Source organism: Mucilaginibacter pedocola, assembly GCF_002013915.1.
GTDB classification, from domain to species: domain Bacteria; phylum Bacteroidota; class Bacteroidia; order Sphingobacteriales; family Sphingobacteriaceae; genus Mucilaginibacter; species Mucilaginibacter pedocola.
The window spans coordinates 20,600-40,720 of record NZ_MBTF01000006.1 but is presented as its reverse complement, the minus strand read 5'-3'; the positions used below and the strand labels follow the sequence as shown (position 1 = coordinate 40,720).

14 protein-coding genes are annotated in these 20,121 nt (G+C 48.1%); 9 read left to right on the top strand and 5 right to left on the bottom strand.

The genetic code is table 11. The features are described 5' to 3' along the window. Positions 1 to 21 precede the first annotated feature (21 nt). Entirely contained in the window at positions 22 to 2,607 is a 2,586-nt protein-coding gene (locus BC343_RS09170; protein WP_078347484.1) for a ligase-associated DNA damage response DEXH box helicase, read from the top strand. A gap of 693 nt (positions 2,608 to 3,300) precedes the next feature. Here BC343_RS09170 and BC343_RS09165 read toward each other — a convergent pair. Then, the gene (locus BC343_RS09165; RefSeq protein WP_238381734.1) at positions 3,301 to 4,440 is read right to left on the bottom strand and encodes an NAD(P)/FAD-dependent oxidoreductase; all 1,140 of its coding nucleotides are present in this window, start codon (positions 4,438 to 4,440) and stop codon (positions 3,301 to 3,303) included. Between the two features lie 107 nt (positions 4,441 to 4,547). Here BC343_RS09165 and BC343_RS09160 point away from each other — a divergent pair, with 107 nt between their 5' ends. Together BC343_RS09160 and BC343_RS09155 are read left to right on the top strand one after the other, a co-directional pair. Further along, positions 4,548 to 5,279, top strand: a complete 732-nt coding sequence (locus tag BC343_RS09160) for a zinc metallopeptidase (RefSeq protein WP_078347481.1) — start codon at positions 4,548 to 4,550, stop codon at positions 5,277 to 5,279. 445 nt (positions 5,280 to 5,724) lie between these two features. After that, positions 5,725 to 6,393, top strand: coding sequence for a hypothetical protein (locus BC343_RS09155; RefSeq protein WP_078347480.1), 669 nt, complete (start codon positions 5,725 to 5,727; stop codon positions 6,391 to 6,393). 48 nt (positions 6,394 to 6,441) lie between these two features. On the opposite strand, the gene BC343_RS09150 is transcribed toward BC343_RS09155, so the two are convergent. The 4 genes from BC343_RS09150 to BC343_RS09135 all read right to left on the bottom strand — a co-directional run bounded on the left by BC343_RS09150 (position 6,442) and on the right by BC343_RS09135 (position 11,563). Further along, positions 6,442 to 7,749, bottom strand: coding sequence for an amidohydrolase (locus BC343_RS09150; protein ID WP_078347479.1), 1,308 nt, complete (start codon positions 7,747 to 7,749; stop codon positions 6,442 to 6,444). Between the two features lie 346 nt (positions 7,750 to 8,095). Then, a complete protein-coding gene (locus tag BC343_RS09145; RefSeq protein WP_078347477.1) occupies positions 8,096 to 8,566 on the bottom strand; it encodes an FKBP-type peptidyl-prolyl cis-trans isomerase in 471 nt (156 codons plus the stop codon). Positions 8,567 to 8,592: 26 nt separating this feature from the next. Then, positions 8,593 to 10,341 (bottom strand): aspartate--tRNA ligase, encoded by a 1,749-nt coding sequence (aspS, locus tag BC343_RS09140; RefSeq protein ID WP_078347475.1) that lies wholly within the window; start codon positions 10,339 to 10,341, stop codon positions 8,593 to 8,595. Positions 10,342 to 10,528: 187 nt separating this feature from the next. After that, a complete protein-coding gene (locus BC343_RS09135; protein ID WP_078347474.1) occupies positions 10,529 to 11,563 on the bottom strand; it encodes an acyltransferase family protein in 1,035 nt (344 codons plus the stop codon). A 379-nt stretch (positions 11,564 to 11,942) separates the two neighbouring features. Between BC343_RS09135 and BC343_RS09130 the strand changes: the two genes are divergently transcribed. The 6 genes from BC343_RS09130 (at position 11,943) to BC343_RS09105 (ending at position 20,049) form a co-directional block, all read left to right on the top strand. After that, on the top strand, positions 11,943 to 14,387 hold the full coding sequence (locus BC343_RS09130) for a TonB-dependent receptor (protein ID WP_078347473.1): 2,445 nt from the start codon (positions 11,943 to 11,945) through the stop codon (positions 14,385 to 14,387). Between the two features lie 3 nt (positions 14,388 to 14,390). Next, positions 14,391 to 15,011, top strand: coding sequence for a nicotinamide riboside transporter PnuC (gene pnuC, locus BC343_RS09125; RefSeq protein ID WP_078347472.1), 621 nt, complete (start codon positions 14,391 to 14,393; stop codon positions 15,009 to 15,011). Continuing rightward, positions 15,004 to 16,107: an acyl-CoA dehydrogenase family protein gene (locus BC343_RS09120; protein ID WP_078347471.1), complete on the top strand. Its 1,104-nt coding sequence runs from the start codon at positions 15,004 to 15,006 to the stop codon at positions 16,105 to 16,107. The genes pnuC and BC343_RS09120 overlap by 8 nt, the downstream gene beginning before the upstream one ends. 115 nt (positions 16,108 to 16,222) lie before the next feature. Then, positions 16,223 to 17,512 (top strand): SGNH/GDSL hydrolase family protein, encoded by a 1,290-nt coding sequence (locus BC343_RS09115; protein WP_078347470.1) that lies wholly within the window; start codon positions 16,223 to 16,225, stop codon positions 17,510 to 17,512. A 92-nt stretch (positions 17,513 to 17,604) separates the two neighbouring features. After that, positions 17,605 to 19,257 (top strand): alkaline phosphatase PafA, encoded by a 1,653-nt coding sequence (pafA, locus tag BC343_RS09110; protein ID WP_078347469.1) that lies wholly within the window; start codon positions 17,605 to 17,607, stop codon positions 19,255 to 19,257. Between the two features lie 168 nt (positions 19,258 to 19,425). Further along, entirely contained in the window at positions 19,426 to 20,049 is a 624-nt protein-coding gene (locus BC343_RS09105) for a thiamine phosphate synthase (protein WP_078347468.1), read from the top strand. Positions 20,050 to 20,121: the final 72 nt, after the last annotated feature.

Sequence of the window (20,121 nt, the reverse complement as noted above, 5' to 3'; positions counted from 1 at the left end):
TTGCATTGTATATTATGGGCAATGGCAACAAAGGGGCAACAGGTAATACAGCAATGGTATAAGCAAAAGGCTTGGAAACAGTTCCCCTTTCAAAAGGAGATGGAGGAAGCCTACCTTGCGGGCTTTTCGGGCCTGTTGAATGCCCCAACCGGTAGTGGCAAAACGTTTGCTTTGTTCCTGCCTTTTTTGGCTGATTACATCAATAAGCACCCGGATAATTACCAAACCAAAAGTAACAACGGCTTGCTGATGCTTTGGATAACGCCGCTGCGCGCACTAACTAACGATATCCGTAAGGCCATGCAGGAGGTTTGCGACGAGATAGGGCTACCCTGGCGTGTAATGACCCGCACCGGCGATACCTCCGCAGCAGAAAAGGCTGCCCTGAAACGCAAACTGCCCGAGGTTTTGCTCACCACCCCCGAAAGCTTGCACCTCATGCTCGCCCAAAAAGAATACCCCAAAGTATTTGCCGGTCTGCAGGTTTTAGTATGCGACGAATGGCACGAACTACTGGGCACCAAACGCGGTGTACAGGTGGAGTTAGGTTTAAGTAAATTGAAAGTCTTAAGTCGGAAGCCTCAAGTCGAAAGCGGCGAGACTCCAAACTTCAGACTCCAAACTTCAGACTTCAAACTTAAAGTCTGGGGTATCTCCGCCACTATAGGCAACCTGGAGCAAGCTGCCGAAGTGCTGTTGGGTAACGATTTTCCGGCGGAGCAGATACGCATGGTGCGGGCGAATATCAGCAAGCGGCTGCAGATTGAATCGGTTATTCCGCCGAATATCGAGAACTACTCCTGGGCGGGGCATATAGGCGTTAAGCTGCTGCCGCAGGTGATGGAGATAGTATCCAAAAGCAAAACCACGCTCATCTTTACCAATACCCGCTCGCAGGCAGAGATATGGTACCATGCCATTATTGATAATTACCCTGAGTATGCGGGGATAATGGCCATGCACCACGGCTCGCTGGATAACGAACTGCGCAATTGGGTAGAGGCTGCCCTGCACGCCGAAGCGCTGAAGGTTGTGGTTTGTACATCTAGCCTTGATTTGGGTGTAGATTTTCGACCGGTAGATACCGTGGTGCAGGTAGGCAGCCCAAAAGGTGTTGCCCGTTTTATGCAGCGTGCCGGGCGGAGCGGCCACCACCCCGGTGCCATCTCTAAAGCCTATTTTGTACCTACACATTCGCTGGAATTATTGGAAGGTGCGGCATTAAAACAAGCCATACAAAACGGCGTTTTCGAAAGCCGCGACCCTATGCTGCTTACTATGGATGTGCTGATACAATACATGGTTACGCTGGCGGTATCAGAGGGCTTCAGGGCGGATGAATTATTCAAAGAGGTGAAAAGCACCTTTGCCTTTGCCGACTTGCGGCGCGATGAGTTTAACCAGCTGTTAGATTTTATTACCAACGGTGGCAAAACCCTTGCGCAGTACGATGAGTTTTTGAAGGTAGAGGTAGAAAACGGTTTGTTTAAAGTGAATAATCGCCGCGTGGCTATGCGACACCGCCTTAGTATAGGCACCATTACCAGCGAGCTGAGCATCCGCGTGAAATGGCTCAGCGGCGGCAGCCTGGGCACGCTGGAAGAAGGTTTTATATCGAAACTGAAACCCGGTGATACCTTTTGGTTTGCCGGGCGAAGCCTGGAGTTCATCAAAATAAAGGAGATGACCGCTTACGTAAAAAAATCGACCAAAACCAAGGGGATGATACCGAGCTGGGCGGGGGGAAGAATGCCGTTGTCGTCGCAGTTATCAGCTGTTTTTCGTGATAAGCTGGATGAGGTAGCGCACGGTCGTGAAGAAGATATTGAGGTAAAAGCCCTGAAGCCCTTGTTCGATCTGCAATCGCGCTTATCGCACCTGCCGCAGAGCCATGAGTTTTTAATAGAGTCTTTCAAATCGCGCGAGGGGCACCACTTGCTGTTCTATCCTTTTGAGGGGCGATTGGTGCACGAGGGGATGGCAAGTTTGCTGGCCTTCCGTATCTCCAAAATAAAACCGGCAAGTTTCTCCATCGCCATGAATGATTATGGATTTGAACTGCTGACGGATGAAGATATCCCTATTGAGCAGGCTTTAGAGGATGCAGACTTCTTCTCTATCAATAACCTGATCGAAGACATCCAAAACAGCCTGAACTCGAACGAAATGGCACGCCGCCGTTTCAGGGATATTGCCCACATTGGTGGGCTGGTGTTTACAGGCTATCCCGGGCAGCAGGTAAAAAACAAGCACTTGCAGGCATCTACATCGTTGCTGTTCGAGGTTTTCCAGGAGTACGAGCCGGATAACCTATTGGTGCGGCAGGCCTATAACGAAGCACTGGCTTTTCAGTTGGAAGAGTTCAGGCTACGGGCAGCTTTGCAGCGCATACAAACCCAAAGCATCGTTTTAAAAACCATTGAACGCCCTACGCCATTTGCCTTCCCGATAATGGTTGACAGCCTTGGCCGCGAAAAACTCACTACCGAAACGCTGGAAGAACGCATTGCCAAAATGGCCCGCCGCTACGGTGCCGATGAAGATGATGTGCCCGAGCCGTCACCGAGGCCAAGAAGAATTGGAGGGAACAGGAAAAGAGGGTTTTAATGTGTTTGTGCGTGAAAAGTCGCATCGGGCAATGTTTGCGAAAGGAGGCACCTACGGAGCCTCAAATTAGTTCATCCTATTTCTACAAACACGTGGCTACACTGTAGCCGAGAGCAATCGCTTTGAAAATTATCGCTACTTCAAATTTGGCTGAAGCCGTCGTTTGTTAACTCATAAACCGTTGGCTGAAGCCGAACGGCAATGAATTCAACTTTTCAAGCTTAATTGTCGTCCCCATTTATGGGACGGTTTGGTGTTGGGATTGCGCAGGCTTTAGCCAAACTGCGGCGTATGTTTTAAAAACGATCTCCCTGCACGGTATCCAAAGCGCATTTTGGCTACAGAAAAAGGCAGTAAAAAAATAAAACGCCGTTAGGTGTTGAACCCGATTTGTTGAGTACCTACGGCACTCCAAACTTAGGGGCGGGATTTTCTACAAAGCTTTTATCCCTAATGGGGTAGCGGAAGGCTTAACTTAACGGCATTGTACGCGAAAGGAGGCGCCTAACGAGGCCAAAATTAATTTATTGCATTTCTACAAACGCGTGGCTACCCTGTAGCCGTTTTGCCGGCTAATTATTGCCTCAACGTATGTTTGGGCTTTGCGCTCCGGTAGGAGCACCGTGTTTGTAGAAACAGTAAAAGTGCATTTTGGCTACAGCGTAGCCCCCTCAATAATACAGTCCACGAAGCTTAGCTTTCCAGCAACAACTCAGCTACTTCTTCACCCACCAAACTGCCCATGGCAACCCCCATACCGTTGCAGCGTACGGCGCAAAATATGTTAGGCTCAACTTGTTTTACTATAGGGCCGCTGCCTTCGCCAAAACCCATAATGCCGCTCCACCAGTAGTCGACCTCGGCATTTTGCCCGGGGAGGATAACTTCGTTAAGATACGTGATGAGGCTTTGTTTCACAGCATCGGTATGCCCGAACGCTGCGGTTTCTTCGGCGGTAAAATCAAGGTTGCGGCCGCCGCCGAACAACACCCGGTCGTCAATATTCCGGAAATAGTAGTACCCCTCGTTGAAATGATAGGTACCCTGCAGTTTTAAGCCGGGAATGGGTTTAGTAACCAATACCTGCCCCCGGCCAGGAACCACTTTTAATTCGGGGAATAGTTGGTTAGCGAAGGCATTAGTGGCTAATATCACTTTGCCGCATTTGAACTCGCCCTGAGAAGTACTTAGACGGATGTGGTTATCGGCCTGTGCAACGCGGTTAATACTACATCCGTTCAAAACCATTACATCTTTCTCATAACATTTATGCAGCAGTGCGCGCATCATTTTGCCGGTATGTATCTGCCCCTCAAAGGGATTGTATATCATTCGGCTTACTTTGCTAAAGCCAAAAGCTGCAATTTTTTCATTCGCTACTGAATAAATGTCATGCCCGCTGATGGCGTTTTTTAACAGGGTGTTGAGATAGCCGATCTTTTCAATGCATTCGTCGGCGTGCTGTTCTTCGGCCTGCATAAACAATTCGTAACCGCCATGCTGGTGGTAATCAATATTATCATCGCCCAGGTTTTGCCTCAGCCTTTGTAAGCCCCGCCATTTGTAGTTCACCAGGCGGGCAACTTCCTCTTCCGAAGAGTCGGATAAATAGGATAATTGCTCGGAAACGGTTCCAAAACAGGCAAATCCCGCGTTTTTGGTACTTGCGCCGCTGGGGAGGAAGCCACGTTCGAGCACCAGTACCTTTAGCTGGGGTTCGCGGGTTTTCAGGTGCAGGGCAGCGCTTAGTCCTACAATGCCGCTGCCAATGATAATTACATCGGCATTATTTATAAAGGCGGTGCGCTCCCAGTATGAAAAATTTTGTTCCAAACTCAAATGTAGTAAAAACGTTATCATATCAGCCCTCCTTTACCGAAGCGTTCCCCCGCAATTGGAATGCTTTTTGAAATAGCCGTTTCATATAAAACCATATAAACATGTACCACTTGTCGATGATATTTACATTTATACCCACCGGCTCGGCCTGGCTGCTGATGGCCGGTATTGCGCTGGTGAGCTTTTTAGTTCAGGCGCGTTTCAGGAGTAAGTTTAACGAGTACGCGCAGATGCCGCTGCTGTCGGGCCTCTCGGGCCGCGAGGTTGCCGAAAAGATGCTGCGCGATAACGGTATTTACGATGTACGCGTAATATCTGTAGAAGGCCAACTAACCGACCACTACAACCCCGCCGATAAAACCGTTAACCTTAGCCCCGATGTTTACCACAGCCGTAGCGTGGCCGCTGCCGCCGTTGCCGCACACGAATGCGGGCACGCCGTGCAACACGCCAAAGCTTATGGCTGGCTGGGCTTGCGTTCGTCGCTGGTGCCTGTAGTGAACATTGCTTCGCGGATAACCCAGGTAGCTATTATGATAGGCATAATGCTGCTGATATTTGCGCACTCTACCTTTGTATTGGCCATTGGCGTTGGCGCACTCGCGCTGGTAACGCTGTTCAGTTTTGTTACCCTGCCTGTAGAGTTTGATGCCAGCAACCGTGCATTGGCCTGGTTGAACAATAATTACAACATTATGCAAACCAGTAAAGAGCATAGCCAGGCAAAAGATGCCCTTTGGTGGGCCGCCATGACGTATGTGGTAGCCGCCCTTGGTTCGCTGGCTACGCTGGTGTATTACGCATCGTTCTTGGTGGGTAATCGTAGGGACTAATTTTGGTGGCTATTTAACCACAGAGCACCCAGAGGGAAAACCGCAGAGACACACATAGAGCCTTGCAAACTTTTCAAGAGACTTTTATAGCCGACTTTTTCGTGGCTGTGCTCAAAACTTAACCACAATATAGGCTCTGCAGACCTCTGTGTAAAACTCTGCGTCCTCTGCGGTTAAACGTAGGGACTAATTTGGGTGGCTATTTAACCACAGAGCGCACAGAGGGAAAACCGCAGAGACACACATAGAGCCTTGCAAACTTTTCAAGAGACTTTTATAGCCGACTTTTTCGTGGCTGTGCTCAAAACTTAACCACAATATAGGCTCTGTGAACCTCTGCGTAAAACTCTGCGGCCTCTGCGGTTAAATTTCGTCGCTTTTTAAATCTCATTAAAACTCAAGAACATTGTAACACCACGACATTTTTACCCGTCATGCCGTTACTATGAAAAAGTTTTTACTATTAGGCGCATGCGTACTGTTGTTTGCGCAGGCCTGCAAAAAGGATAATAACAAACCCGATAACTCACAGGTTATAATACAACCCGACCCGGTTGAAGCTGCCCCGGTAACAGGCGTAACCCAGCCATCGTCAGAAAACATGGTTTACCGCACGCTGAATTTGCGCTTAGGCTATAACAAGCACATTTTTTTAGATGCCAATAACGATGGCACTGTAGACCTAAGCTTCAGCGGGACGCTCATCTTCCACGATGGTAAGCAGCATTTATACTTATCGGGTTATACCAAAAGCACATCGGGCAATAAATTTTTCATTCAGAAAGGGCCTGAGCAGGTGATCAACGCGCAATGGGCATACCCATTTAATAAGGATGAGGTAATAGAGCCTACCGAGGCCAACCAGGTAGCGTTTACAGCGCTACAGCAAAAGGCCTTTATCATGAGCGTGGTAACCACCAATGCCCAAACCGATCTGGAAGGCCTGTGGAAAAACAAGCAGGACAAATACCTCGGCTTTGCTCTCAAAATGAACGGTGAACCGCACTTCGGCTGGCTGCGTTTAAGCCACGATACTGCTACTAACGAGATTATTGTAATAGAGTATGCCTACAGCAAAGTGCCGGGCGAAGATGTTATAGCAGGGCAGAAGTAGACACCGCGACAAAATGGGCAGGCTAAAACCTGCCTGTTTATTTTAAAACTATTTCCCTTTCCCCGCCATATAATCCAGCGTTAAATCACAAAGTGCTTTCACACCAAGTGTAAAGCCGCTTTCATCCAAATAAAAATCTGGCGTGTGGTGCGATGGAGCGGTAAGCGGACTGCCGCCTTTGGGCATCCCTCCCAAAAAGAAAAATAGCCCAGGCACTTTCTGCTGGAAGAAACTAAAATCTTCGGCACCTGTAACCGGCGGGCGTAACAGTACATTTTCTTTACCGGCTGCGGCTTGCAGCGATGGCAGCATTTTGGCCGTTAAATCAACATCGTTAAAGGTAACCGGGTAATGGTTGCTGTAGGGTATTAATACCTCGGCGGTAGCGCCATAGGCTTCGGCTGTTTTGGTGGCAATGCGGCGTACGTTATCGGTAACCAACTTTTCATCGTATTCGGTAAAGTAGCGTATTGTGCCCTGCATTTTTACGCTTTCGGGGATGATATTGAAACGTGAGCCACCCTGTATAACGCCAACGGTTACCACGGCAGGGTTTTCGGTCACGTTTACGTTGCGGCTAACGATGCTTTGCAGGCTGCTGATAATTTGTGCCGATACCACTACCGGGTCAATACTGCTCCAGGGGTAAGCCCCATGTGCCGAGCGGCCTTTCACAGTTATCTGCATATCGCTTACACCGGCCATAGTACCGCCCGGGCGGTAAACAATTTTACCCACTTCGGTTTGCGAGTTGATGTGCAAGCCGAATACCACATCAACCTTAGGGTTCTCCAAAGCACCTTCGGCTATCATCTGCTCTGCTCCGCCCTTTTCTCCTGCTGGTGCGCCTTCTTCTGCCGGTTGGAACAGGAATTTTACGGTGCCATGCAAATCTTTCTTCATGCCGGCCAATACCTCGGCAACCGCCATCATTATGGCCATGTGCGAATCGTGACCGCAGGCATGCATTACGCCAACTTCGTTGCCATTATACTGCGCTTTTACTTTTGATGCAAAGGGAATATTCACGCGCTCGGTAACAGGCAATGCATCCATATCGGCACGTAACCCCACTACGGGGCCCGGCTTGCCGCCTTTGAGTATGCCCACTACGCCGGTTGTAGCCACACCCGTTTGCACCTCTATCCCCAACGATTTTAAATGTTTTGCAATAATATCTGCCGTGCGTACTTCTCGGTTGCCCAGCTCGGGGTGCTCGTGGAAATCGCGCCGCCAGGCAATAATTTTATCCTTTAGGGCATCGGCTTTATTGCTGATAATTTTATTGGAGGAGTTGTTTTGAGCCGATGCGGCTAATGAAATGGCGGTGAATACAAAAGGTAAAAACTTTTTCATTGGCTATGGCTTTGGTAATTTTTCTAAATATAATTATTTGCCGTATAAAATATTCGCCGAAGTGCTTAACTCGCATAAATGGAGGGTTGTTAACCAATGCGAAAAATTTGAGCTTTTGCCATCGTTAATTCTTTAAACTATAATATATTAATTATCAATAGTTTATAATTTTTAAAATTTAAAATATGTTAAGTTGTGTTAACCTTGTTTTGATACAGTAGTTAACTTAAATGAAATTTCGATATGGTAGGGTTGTTGGGTTGTAGCGTATTGGTATAGTAGGCCCCTAAAACAAAAAGAGCGCTATAGGTTATATAGCGCTCTTAATTATTTAAAGTATAAACTATTAGTTGGTAATACTTAATACATCTATGGTAAATGTAATTACCGCGTTTGCCGGAATAGGGCCCGAACCGGATGGACCATATCCGTAGCGCGACGGTATTATCAGCAGTATTCTGCCATCCTTTTTCGCGTGCAACAAACCTATTTTCCAGCCTTCAATAACCTGGCTGCCTGCAGCTAAGCCGGTGGTATAAGTGCCGGAGTCAAACTGGGAACCCGACAGCAATTTGCCAACGTAGTTAACAGATACTGTAGACGCCGCAGTAGGATTGCTCCCCGTGCCGGGTGTAATGTTTTGATAATAAACGCCGGATGGGTCTTTAGTTGCCGTTATGCTTGGGTTAGCGGCAAGGTAAGCCTGAATTGCTTTGTCGTCAATATTTGCCTGCTCTTCTACACTAACTGTCTTGTCTTTTTTACAAGCCGACAAACCGATAGCCAATAAACTAATGATCAATAAGTATCTTTTCATATCACAGGTAACGGCAAAAGCCGCTATTATGCTACAGTTGTTTTAATTTTTAACTCAGTCATTTGCGCTTCGGCAATGGTTGATGGTGAGTCGATCATCACATCGCGGCCCGAATTGTTTTTAGGGAAAGCGATCACATCGCGGATAGAATCCAGTCCGGCGAAAATCGATGCCAACCTATCAAACCCGAAAGCAATACCTCCATGCGGAGGTGCACCATATTCAAAGGCATCCATCAAAAAGCCAAATTGTTTCTGCGCTTCTTCTTTAGAGAAACCAAGGTGCTTGAACATCAGGGCCTGCAATTCTCTATCGTGAATACGGATACTGCCGCCGCCAATTTCGGTACCGTTTATTACTAAGTCGTAAGCATTGGCGCGTACGTTCTTAGGGTCGGTATCCAACAGGGCGATGTCCTCAGGTTTTGGCGAAGTAAAGGGGTGGTGCATAGCGTGGTAACGCTCGGTTTCTTCGTCCCACTCCAGCAGCGGGAAATCAAGCACCCACAGTGGCGAGAATTTATTTTTATCGCGAAGGCCTAAGCGGCTGCCTACTTCTAAACGCAGTTCGTTCAGTTGTTTGCGCACTTTATCGGTTTGGCCGGCCAGTATCAGTATCAAGTCGCCTTTTTCGGTTTCAAAAGCAGCGCTCCATTTCGCCAGTTCTTCTTCGTTGTAAAATTTATCTACCGATGATTTGATGGTACCATCCTCATTATGGCGGGCATAGATCAAACCTGTTGCACCAACCTGCGGGCGTTTCAACCACTCGGTCAGTTCATCCAATTGTTTACGGGTATAGTTGGCGCAACCTTTTGCGTTGATACCTACAACCAGTTCAGCATTATCGAAAACGCCGAAGCCTTTGCCTTTTACCACATCGTTCAGTTCAACAAACTGCATCCCAAAGCGGGTGTCGGGTTTATCCGAACCGTATAAACGCATGGCATCAGCATATTGCATGCGTGGGAAATCGCCAAGTTCCAAGCCTTTTACGTTGCGGAACAAGTGACGGGTTAAGCCTTCAAATATGTTCAGGATATCTTCCTGGGTAATGAACGATAGCTCGCAGTCTATCTGTGTAAACTCCGGCTGGCGGTCGGCACGCAGGTCTTCATCGCGGAAGCATTTTACGATCTGGAAGTAACGGTCGAAACCACTCACCATCAACAATTGCTTAAAGGTTTGCGGCGACTGCGGCAAAGCGTAAAACTCGCCCGGGTTCATGCGGCTTGGTACTACAAAGTCGCGCGCACCTTCCGGGGTCGATTTGATCAGAACCGGGGTTTCCACCTCGATAAAATCAAGATCTGATAAATAGCGGCGTATCTCCTGCGCCATTTTGTGGCGAAGCACCAGGTTGTTACGGATAGGGTTACGGCGCAGATCCAGGTAGCGGTATTTCGCGCGCAGTTCCTCGCCACCATCGGTTTCGTCTTCGATCAGGAACGGAGGTATTTTAGCGGCGTTCAAAACTTCCAGTTCGGTAACTGTAATCTCAATTTCGCCGGTAGCAATTTTGGTGTTTTTGTTAGAACGTTCAACCACCTTGCCGGTTACCTTTATCACAAATTCGCGGCCCAGTTCGCGGCCGGCATCGCGCAGTTGCGCATCAGTATCGGTGTTAAAAACAAGCTGGGTAAGGCCGTAGCGGTCGCGTACGTCAATAAAAGTAGTACCGCCCAAATCGCGCGATTTTTGAACCCATCCGCAAAGGGTAACAGTTTCCCCTAAATTGCTGATATTTAATTGCCCGCAGGTGTGTGTTCTAAGCATAATTCCTTTTTAAAAAGTCTGCAAAAGTACATTTTTTTGACATACCAGCTATGCGATATGGTAATTGAGCGTAAAGAAGTTTACATAAACGGCCGATTATATACCTGAACGGTGTCCGGCAGGGCCTAAAACATATGAAAGGGTTGTTGTAAATTTATTTACTACTAAGCCGTTTTGGGGCTTGGCTTCATTTTAATTTAAGCATGGGCTTCTCAATAAAATACCAGGATACGATAGCCAATATAAGCGTGAGTAAAAACGAAGTACCGAAGTTAAGCGCGGCACTCCACAATGGAAACTTCAGTTTGAGGAATTGTTGTATGGGGAAGGCATAGATGTAAAGCCCGTAAGAGTAATCGCCCAACTTGTGGAACCAGCCTACCTGTAATTTGGGGTGATAAGCAAATACGAAAATGCCATAGGCGAGGGTTATGTTAAAAGAACTAATAAGCAACGGCGACCGGTAATGGAAAAGCAAGGCAGTAATAACAAGCATACCAATTGCGACGGGTATATTAATAATGATTCTGCCGGAAAAAAGATAAGCCAACCCGCCAAGCAGAAACAAAACTGCCCAGGCCCATACAAAATCCATATACCAGGGGGCATACACTATTCCCCAAAAGAAAGCCGCCACTAAAAGTATAGCCGGAAATGCACCCGCTAATAGCCGGAATTGCCGGCGGAATATTACAATGATAATGCCTAACAACAAAACCGCCACATAGAACAAAAGCTCGGCAGCCAATGTCCACAACGAGCCATTTACCTGCGCTTTATAGGGCAATGTTTCAAATACGCCGGGGAGGGTATTGTTGAGGTTATGCACCGTGAACAGCCTCCAGGCAAAATCGTATACACGGCTGTTGGCAAAATAATCTGCTAAACTAAGCGTAGTGCAAAGCGGACCTATAATAAAAGCGCACAATACCGCTGCTATTAACAACCCCGGGAATATGCGCAACGCCCTTGCCAACACAAAACTGCCCAGGGTTGGCTGCCTGAACATGCTTTTGGTAATGAGGAAGCCGCTAATAACAAAAAATACGCGCACACCCAAGGCTCCAAAGTCCATAAAGCCGATGGCTGTGGCCAATGGCTCCTGCTCAAATGTGCCCGCAACTAAGTAGCTGTGCGAAAAGATAACCATTACGGCGGCCATGAATCTGAGAAGGTCGAAGTTGTTGTTGCGCCCCTGGTCGAGCTGTTTAATGGTTGCCATGCACACCAAAGCTAATAATATTAACACCTCGGGATGCCGATATTGTAATATATGTTAGTTGATATTGTTATTCCCATAACAAAAACAATATATTTGCCCTATAATTCTCAAGGGGTGCCTTGCTTTGGCCAATAGAAATAAACTGCAGGTTGTTTCTACCAAACTGAAAGACAGGCTGAGATCAAACCCATTGTTTTGCAAAGTCAAAAGTTAGAAGTAAAAAGTCAAAAGCGATAGCTTAAGCTTTAAACATCAACTCTCAACTCCAAAAAACATGCACCTGATCCGGGTAATGCCGGCGTAGGGAGAGGTAACAAGTTAAGTGTACTGACGCTTTACCCTGGCGGCAGATGGTTTAACTCATTTTTGTTCAACAATTTTGAAAAATTTATTAGCGGCGCTTATCGCCCTGCTGTTGCCGTATGTGGCATCGGCACAATTTTCCATCAGCGGAAAAATCATCAACCAGTCCGGCGAAGTACTGCCCGGCGCAAGCATCAGTATCATCAAATTAAACCGTGGCGCACAAGCCGATGTTAATGGCAATTACAATTTAACCAACCTGCCCGCAGGCAATTACACGCTGCAAGCCAGTTATGTGGGCTACCAGCTATTAACAAAAACGGTTGCACTAAACAGCAGCCAAACTATCAATTTAACACTTGCCAACGGTGTTTTCAGTGCCGAAGAAGTGGTGGTTACCGCCACCCGTGCGGGCCGCAACTCGCCAACGGCCTTTACCAACCTGAGCAAAAAGGATTTGGAGAAGAACAACTTCGGGCAGGATCTGCCTTACCTGCTTAACCAAACCCCATCGGTAGTAACTACTTCTGATGCAGGCGCGGGCATTGGCTACACCGGCATCCGCATACGCGGAAGTGACGGCAGCCGGGTGAACGTAACCATTAACGGCATCCCGTACAACGATTCGGAAAGCCAGGGTTCGTTCTTTGTCGACCTGCCGGATATCGCTTCATCGGTAAACAACATACAGGTGCAACGCGGCGTGGGTACGTCTACCAATGGCGCAGGTGCGTTCGGCGGGAGTATCAACATTCAAACCACAACCAGGCGAGATACAGGTTATGCCGATATCAGTAATTCTATGGGTTCGTTCAATTCGGTAAAAAACACCATTAACCTGGGTACAGGTTTGTTAGGTGGCCACTTTAGTGTGGATGGAAGGTTATCGCGTATCAAATCCGATGGATACATCGACAGGGCATCGTCGCAACTGAAGTCGTTTTTTGTGAGCGGTGCTTATTACGGCAAAAACAGCACCTTGCGTGCGAATGTGTTCTCGGGCTACGAGCGCACCTACCAGGCCTGGAACGGCGTGCCCGACTATATCATCAGCGATAACAGCCTGCCAAACAACCGCACTTACAACGAGCTGGGCATACTGCCCGATGGCAGCTTTTATAAAGACCAGGTAGACGATTACCTGCAAAACCACTACCAATTACTTTACGACCAAAAACTATCCGACAAAGTATCTTTCAGTGGTGCCCTGCACTACACCAAAGGCAAAGGCTATTACGAAGAGTATAAAGCGGATGCCAGCGTAGAGGATTACGGCTTAACCCCTGTTGTAATAGGCGGCACCACCATCACCAATACCGACTTAGCCCGCCGCCGTTGGCTGGATAACGATTTTTATGGCGTTACTTATGCCTTGAAATACCTGCCGCAAGATAACCTGAATTTCACCCTCGGTGGCGCGTACAACCGCTATAAAGGCGCGCACTTTGGTAATATTATTTACACCCGCGAGAGCGCCGGTATACCGCCGAACTACGAGTACTACCGCGACGATGCAACCAAGAACGATTTCAACATCTTTGGCCGTGGCGAGTTGAAAACCGGTAATACCACCGTATTTGCCGATATGCAGTACCGCCGAATTTACTACTCGTTCTTAGGGTTCGACAGGAATTTGAACAACATTCAGCAGAACGCTACGCTCAATTTCTTCAATCCTAAAGTGGGCGTTACCTACGAGTTCGACGGGCAGAATAATGTGTATGCATCCTTCGCCGTAGGCAATCGCGAACCCAACCGCGACGATTACACAAACAGTACACCTGCCAGCCGCCCTAAAGCAGAGAACCTGAAAGATTTTGAAGCGGGTTATCGCGTTGCTACATCTGCATTCCGCGGAGGCATTAACCTGTTTTATATGCTATATAAAAACCAGTTGATATTAACAGGTTCGCTTAACGATGTTGGTGCGCAAATACGAAGCAATGTAAAGGATAGCTACCGCACGGGTATTGAGCTGGATGGCCGACTGAAAATTACCAAAGCGCTAAGCTGGGCAGCTACGGCAACCATCAGCAGTAATAAAATTAAGAACTACGGCCAGTTCCTGAACAATTACGATGACGGCAGCCAGGCCTTCATCCTGTTGAAGAAAACTAATATCGCCTTTTCGCCTTCGTTCATTGGCTCAAGCGAGTTGAGCCTTACGCCAATTAAAGGCGGCGAGATAGCCTTCATCAGCAAATACATTGGTCAGCAGTATTTAGATAATACATCAAACACCAACCCGGTAGGCTTCCCGGTATCGGGCAATAACGCTTACGTTACTGATAGGTTGCTGAAAAGCTACTTTGTGAGTGATGTAAGGGTTCGGTACAACTTCAGCGTACGCTCGGTGAAAAATATTGGGCTGGGGCTGCAGGTGAATAACGTATTCAACAAAAAGTACGAGGCCAATGGTGCTACCTATCCGGATATCGAGGGCGGGCAGGTAGTAAACTACAACTATTACTTCCCGCAGGCCACGCGCAACTTTATGGCTTCGGTTAGTTTAAGCTTTTAAGCCATGCAGCATTGGATAGCTCTTTTTTTAGAGCAGCTAAAAGCTACCACCTGGCTGGAATGGGCAGCCGTAATATTAGGCGTTGCCGAAGTATTGCTGGCGCGGGCAAACAAAGTGTGGCTATACCCAACAGGTATAGCCGCCACTTTAATTTCGGTTTACCTGTTACTGAAAGTAGCCCTTTACGCCGAATGCCTGCTGAATGGCTATTATGTGGTGATGAGTGTATACGGCTGGTACCACTGGATAAAAAAGCGCGGCCAACCACCCGTAAAAGTAGCTTATGCCAACCGGCGCGAATGGATAACCACTTTGCTTATTGTTTTTGCGGGTTGGGGGCTTTTGTATTGGCTGCTGGTGAGTTTCACCCAGTCGACAGTGCCGCTGTGGGATGCCTGGGTATCATCAACGGCATGGGCGGGTATGTGGCTGCTGGCACGGCGTAAAATTGAAAACTGGGTGTTGCTGAACATCAGTAACCTTTTCGCTATTCCACTGCTTTACCATAAAGACCTGGCGATGTTCGCCGTGCTTACCCTCATTTTATTCATCGTGGCCATTTTTGGTTATTACGATTGGCGCAAGATCATCATCAACGAACGTTTATCAAACCAGGATGCCTGACATAGAAACCATACCCCATCCCTCCGCACAGTTGCAGGCCGACTGGGTAGAAACTATACGCAAGTATGCGGCAGATGCCGAAAAGCTGGGCAAATTGCACCCGGCGCAGTTAGAATTGGTGTATCAACAAAAATGGTTCAACTTGTTATCGCCTGCGGTTTATGGCGGCTTGCAAGCTCCACTGCCACAGGCCGTATTAATGGAGGAAGCATTAGCCTGGGCCGATGGCAGCCTGGGTTGGGTGGTTACCTTATGCTGCGGTGCGGGTTGGTTCGGTGGGTTTTTGCAACCCGATATTGCCCGGCAGGTATATGCTGATGCCCGCGCCTGCATAGCGGGCAGTGGCGCAGCAACCGGTACCGCCGAAATAAGCGGCGAGGGCTACATTATTAACGGCAGCTGGAAATACGCCAGCGGTGTGCATCATGCTACACACATAACTGTCAATTGTGTTATTACTCATAACGGAGAACCTGTTTTCGGGGATGACGGTGCGCAGCTCATATTACCCTTCATACTCGACAGAGCCGATGTAAACCTTTTACCCGGCTGGAAGTACATGGGCATGATAGCTACAGGCAGCGATGCTTATGAGGTGAAAGAGCTTTTGGTAGATAAAAGCCGCTGCTTTAAAATAGATGCCCATGCTACTGTTATTAACGAGCAGCTATATACTTACCCATTTTTGCAACTGGCAGAAGCTACCCTTGCGGCAAATCTATCGGGCATGGCCGTGCATTTTATGGACCTTTGCGTACCTGCGTTTGCCCACAAAGCAACTAACATTCGCAGAGTAAATGCGGCCAACGTGGCCGTTATGGATAAGGCTCTTGCGGATGCTGTTGAGGAGCTTAACGGTATAAGGAAGCAATTCTTTAGAGCTGTTGAGGCTTCATGGCTAAAACCTACCGATGCCGCCCTCTTAAAACAAGTAAGTTTTACGAGCCGGTTGCTTGCCAAAACCGCGCGCGAAAGTGTAGATGCGCTATACCCTTACTGCGGATTGCTTGCCGCATCGCCCGATACGGAGATCAATCGCGTTTGGCGCGATCTGCATACCGCCGGCCAGCATGCTTTATTAACTTTCATGGAGTAATTATAAGGGTTGCAGGTTGTAACATTCTTGTTGCACGCACGGCTGGGGTATGGCTTTTATGTATTTTTATCTGTGTGTAATACAGTTGTTTTGTGTTGCATAAGCCCCTAATAAAATGATCTACTCTACCCCTAAGCCCAAGCGGAAGCTTCGCGTCCGTTTCCTGTCGTGCGGTTTCGTAATTGCAATAGCTTTTTCGTTTTTTCAAAGCTGTAAACTGGATGCCCCGGTATTCCCCGAAAAGCCGGTAATAACCACGCCAACCGATACTACCAAAACCGATACCACGCCTACCACCCCGCCGCCCGTTACGGGTAACACCGATACTGTTATAAAAGATACCATAACTCCCGCCACTGCCAATTTTAACAGGCTGATAAACTGGCAAGCATACAAGTCCAGCAAAACAGGCGCTTATGATATGCTACTAATTGGCGACTCGTACACACAAGGGAACTTTTACAGCTGGAGGCTGCGTGGTAAGTTGCTTAGCAATGGTTTTAACGATGGCGGGCCCGGCTACGATAGCTTTGGGCGTTGGGACCCAACAGGCATGTATTCGATAGATGCATCGATGGACCTGAACGAGCTCACCTTTGATTACGACCCCTTACTTTGGGACCCCGCGCAGAGCAATTATTACGGCCCCTGCGGCAATGTAACCAGTAATACGCCCAACGCAGTAATAACTGCTCAATCGTTAGTGCAACTGAGCACCATGACCATTATTTACGAACGGCACTCCAACGCAGGCAATTTCAGGTACCGTGTAAATGGCGGCGCCTGGACGGTGGTAAGCGAAGAAAACGCTGCGGAGGATATCGGCAGCGTAGTAGTAAATGTAGAGAACGAAGGCGATAACATTAGCATGGAGATAGAAGCACTTAAAGAAGGGCAGGTATTTTGCGGCGTACTGGCCCGCCGCACCGGCGATATTCTCAATATGCACAAGGTTGGGAGCAGCGGCACCACTGCCGACTATTTTGCTAACAACGGCCTGTGGGAGCAGTCGATAAAACTATTGAACCCTAAGGGCGCATTAATTATGTTCGGCACTAACGAGATGGATTTTAACGTAAAGCCGGCAGATATGGCCGTAAATGTGCAGCATATTATTGACAGGCTGCGCCACATACAGCCCAATTGCGATATTATGATCATGTGCCCGCCAGAAACGCTTTATGAAAACGAAGACCCGAGGACGTACAACATTGGCAACTATGCCGACGCGCTTTTTAAACTGGCATTAAAAAACAAGGCGGCGTACATTGATTTTGCTAAGGTTTTCCCGCATTTCAGCGAGCAATCTATATATGATGATATTATGTCGCCCGACCGTAAGCACCCCGGCGATGTGGGCAGCGAATTGATGGCCAAAACCATTTTTAACGGGCTGATGAAATAGTAGGGCAAGTATTTTAACCTTTACGTAACGCAAATATCACATCAAAAGTGGCGGGCAATGCCCATATTTGCGCATTAAAATTACTTTTTAGCATGAAAATAAGGCCCTTGATATTAGCCGCGTTGCTGCTTGCTACCGGCGCATCTGCTCAAAATAAAAAAACTACTGTTGCTGCAACTGCCCTGCCACGTCCCAAACTGGTGGTTGGTATAGTGGTAGATCAAATGCGTTGGGATTACCTTTACCGTTATTACGACCGCTACCAAGCCGGCGGCTTTAAGCGCATGCTGAACGAAGGTTTCACCTGCGAGAATACGCTGATCCCTTATATACCAACAGTAACCGCCATTGGCCACTCTACCGTTTACACTGGTTCGGTACCGGCTATACATGGCATTGCAGGTAACGATTTTACCATACAAGCCACCGGCAAGTCGATGTATTGCACTGATGATAGCACGGTTACCAGCGTTGGTGCAGTTTCGGCAGCGGGTAAAATGTCGCCCCGTAACTTGCAGGCAAGCACCATTACCGATGAGCTGAAACTGGCTACCAACTTCCGTTCGAAAGTTATTGGTATCGCACTGAAAGACCGCGGAGGTATCCTCCCTGCTGGCCACGCTGCCAATGCAGCTTACTGGTTTGATGATGCCAGCGGCAACTGGATAACCAGTACTTATTACATGAATGCCCTGCCTGCCTGGGTTACTGCTTTCAATGCACAAAAAAATGCGGAGAAATACTTGAAACAGGATTGGAACACCCTTTACCCTATAAACACCTACGTACAAAGCGCGGACGATAACAGCCCGAAATACGAAGGTAAGTTTGGCGGCGCGGAAGCTCCTGTATTCCCGGTAAAAACATCTGAATTGTATAAAGGCCGCGTGGGCATGATCCGCAGCACGCCTTATGGTAATACCTTAACGCTCGACCTGGCAAAAGCTGCCGTAGAGAATGAGCATTTAGGTGGCGGCCAACTGACCGATTTCCTTGCCGTGAGCCTTTCATCAACCGATTATATCGGCCACCAATTTGGCCCAAACTCGGTAGAGGTAGAAGATACCTACCTGCGTCTGGATAAAGACATAAGTGCTTTCTTCGCTTACCTTGACGCTAAAGTGGGTAAAGGCAACTACACCGTATTTTTAACTGCCGACCATGGCGCAGCCCACAACCCCAACTTTTTGATAGACCACAATATCCCGGCAGGTTACTTTGACGAGTCGGCCGCACGCACCGGGTTGAATGCTTTGCTGGAAGAGAAATTCAAAGTGAAAAACCTGGTGCTAAATTTGGGTAACTACCAGGTTAACTATAACAACGCTGCCATTAAAAAAGAAGGCTTAAGCGAAGATGCTATAAAAGCGGAAAGCATACAGTATTTGCAAAAGCAAGCGGGCGTAGCCTTTGTGGTTGATATGCAACGCGTACAAGCCGCCAACATCCCCGAAGATCTGCGTACCCGTATTACCAACGGTTACAATGTTGAGCGCAGCGGTACCGTGCAAATAGTTTTAAAACCGGGCTTCTACGGCGGCCACGGAGGTACAGGCACTACCCACGGCACCTGGAACCCATACGATGCGCACATCCCATTGGTATTTATGGGCTGGGGCATTAAACATGGCAGCCTGGTACGCGAGACGCATATGACCGATATTGCCGCAACCATCGCCGCCCTGCTGCATATACAAGCCCCAAGCGGCAGCATTGGCGATGCCATTGGCGAGGTATTGAAATAAGATCTTAGTCCGAAAGACGGAAAGTCAGGAAGTCCGAAAGAAGAATCGTGTTTAGCGACCTATCTTTCGGACTTTTATACATTCGGGCATCCCGACTTCTTCTTATCTTTCGGACTTTCCGACATTGGACTTTCGGACTTTCCGACATCGGACTTACGGACTATCATTATGCGCAAATACATCTCCAAATTCCATTACCTCACGCAGGATCTGCCGCACCGCAGCCATGCAGAACAAGCACAGATCGCTTGCGAGGCCGGTGCAAACTGGCTGCAATACCGTTGCATGAGTAAAGGCGATGAGGAGCTTATTGACGAGATAAACCAAATCGCTGCCATCTGCGATGATTGGGGCGCAACACTGATACTCGCTAACCACTACCATCTGCTGGATAAGGTAGATGCGCAGGGTGTACATATAGAGGACCTTGATGCCGACTTTGCCGCCATCCGTGCCGTGATTGATGATGATAAAACCCTTGGTGCGTCGGCAACAAATGTAGAAGCCTTGTTACGCTTGCAAAACTCTGGCGTGATTGATTATTGCGGCTACGGCCCCTTTGCCCATACCGATACCAAACCCAATATTAAACCTCTGTTGGGTTACGGCGGCTACCGCGAATTGCAAAAGCATCCTATCGATATCCCGGTTATAGCCGTTGGCGGCATCCAAATAACCGATGTAGAGCCATTGCTGGCGGCGGGCGTTTATGGCATTGCGGTATCGTCTGCCATTAACTTGTCGTTGGATCCCGGCGAAGCGGTTAAAGAGATCTATAGAAAGATATACTAAACCAGTACAAATTTGGGCTTCTGGATAAAGTAGATACGGGCTTTTCAATAAACCTTCCGGCATCGTAACCCA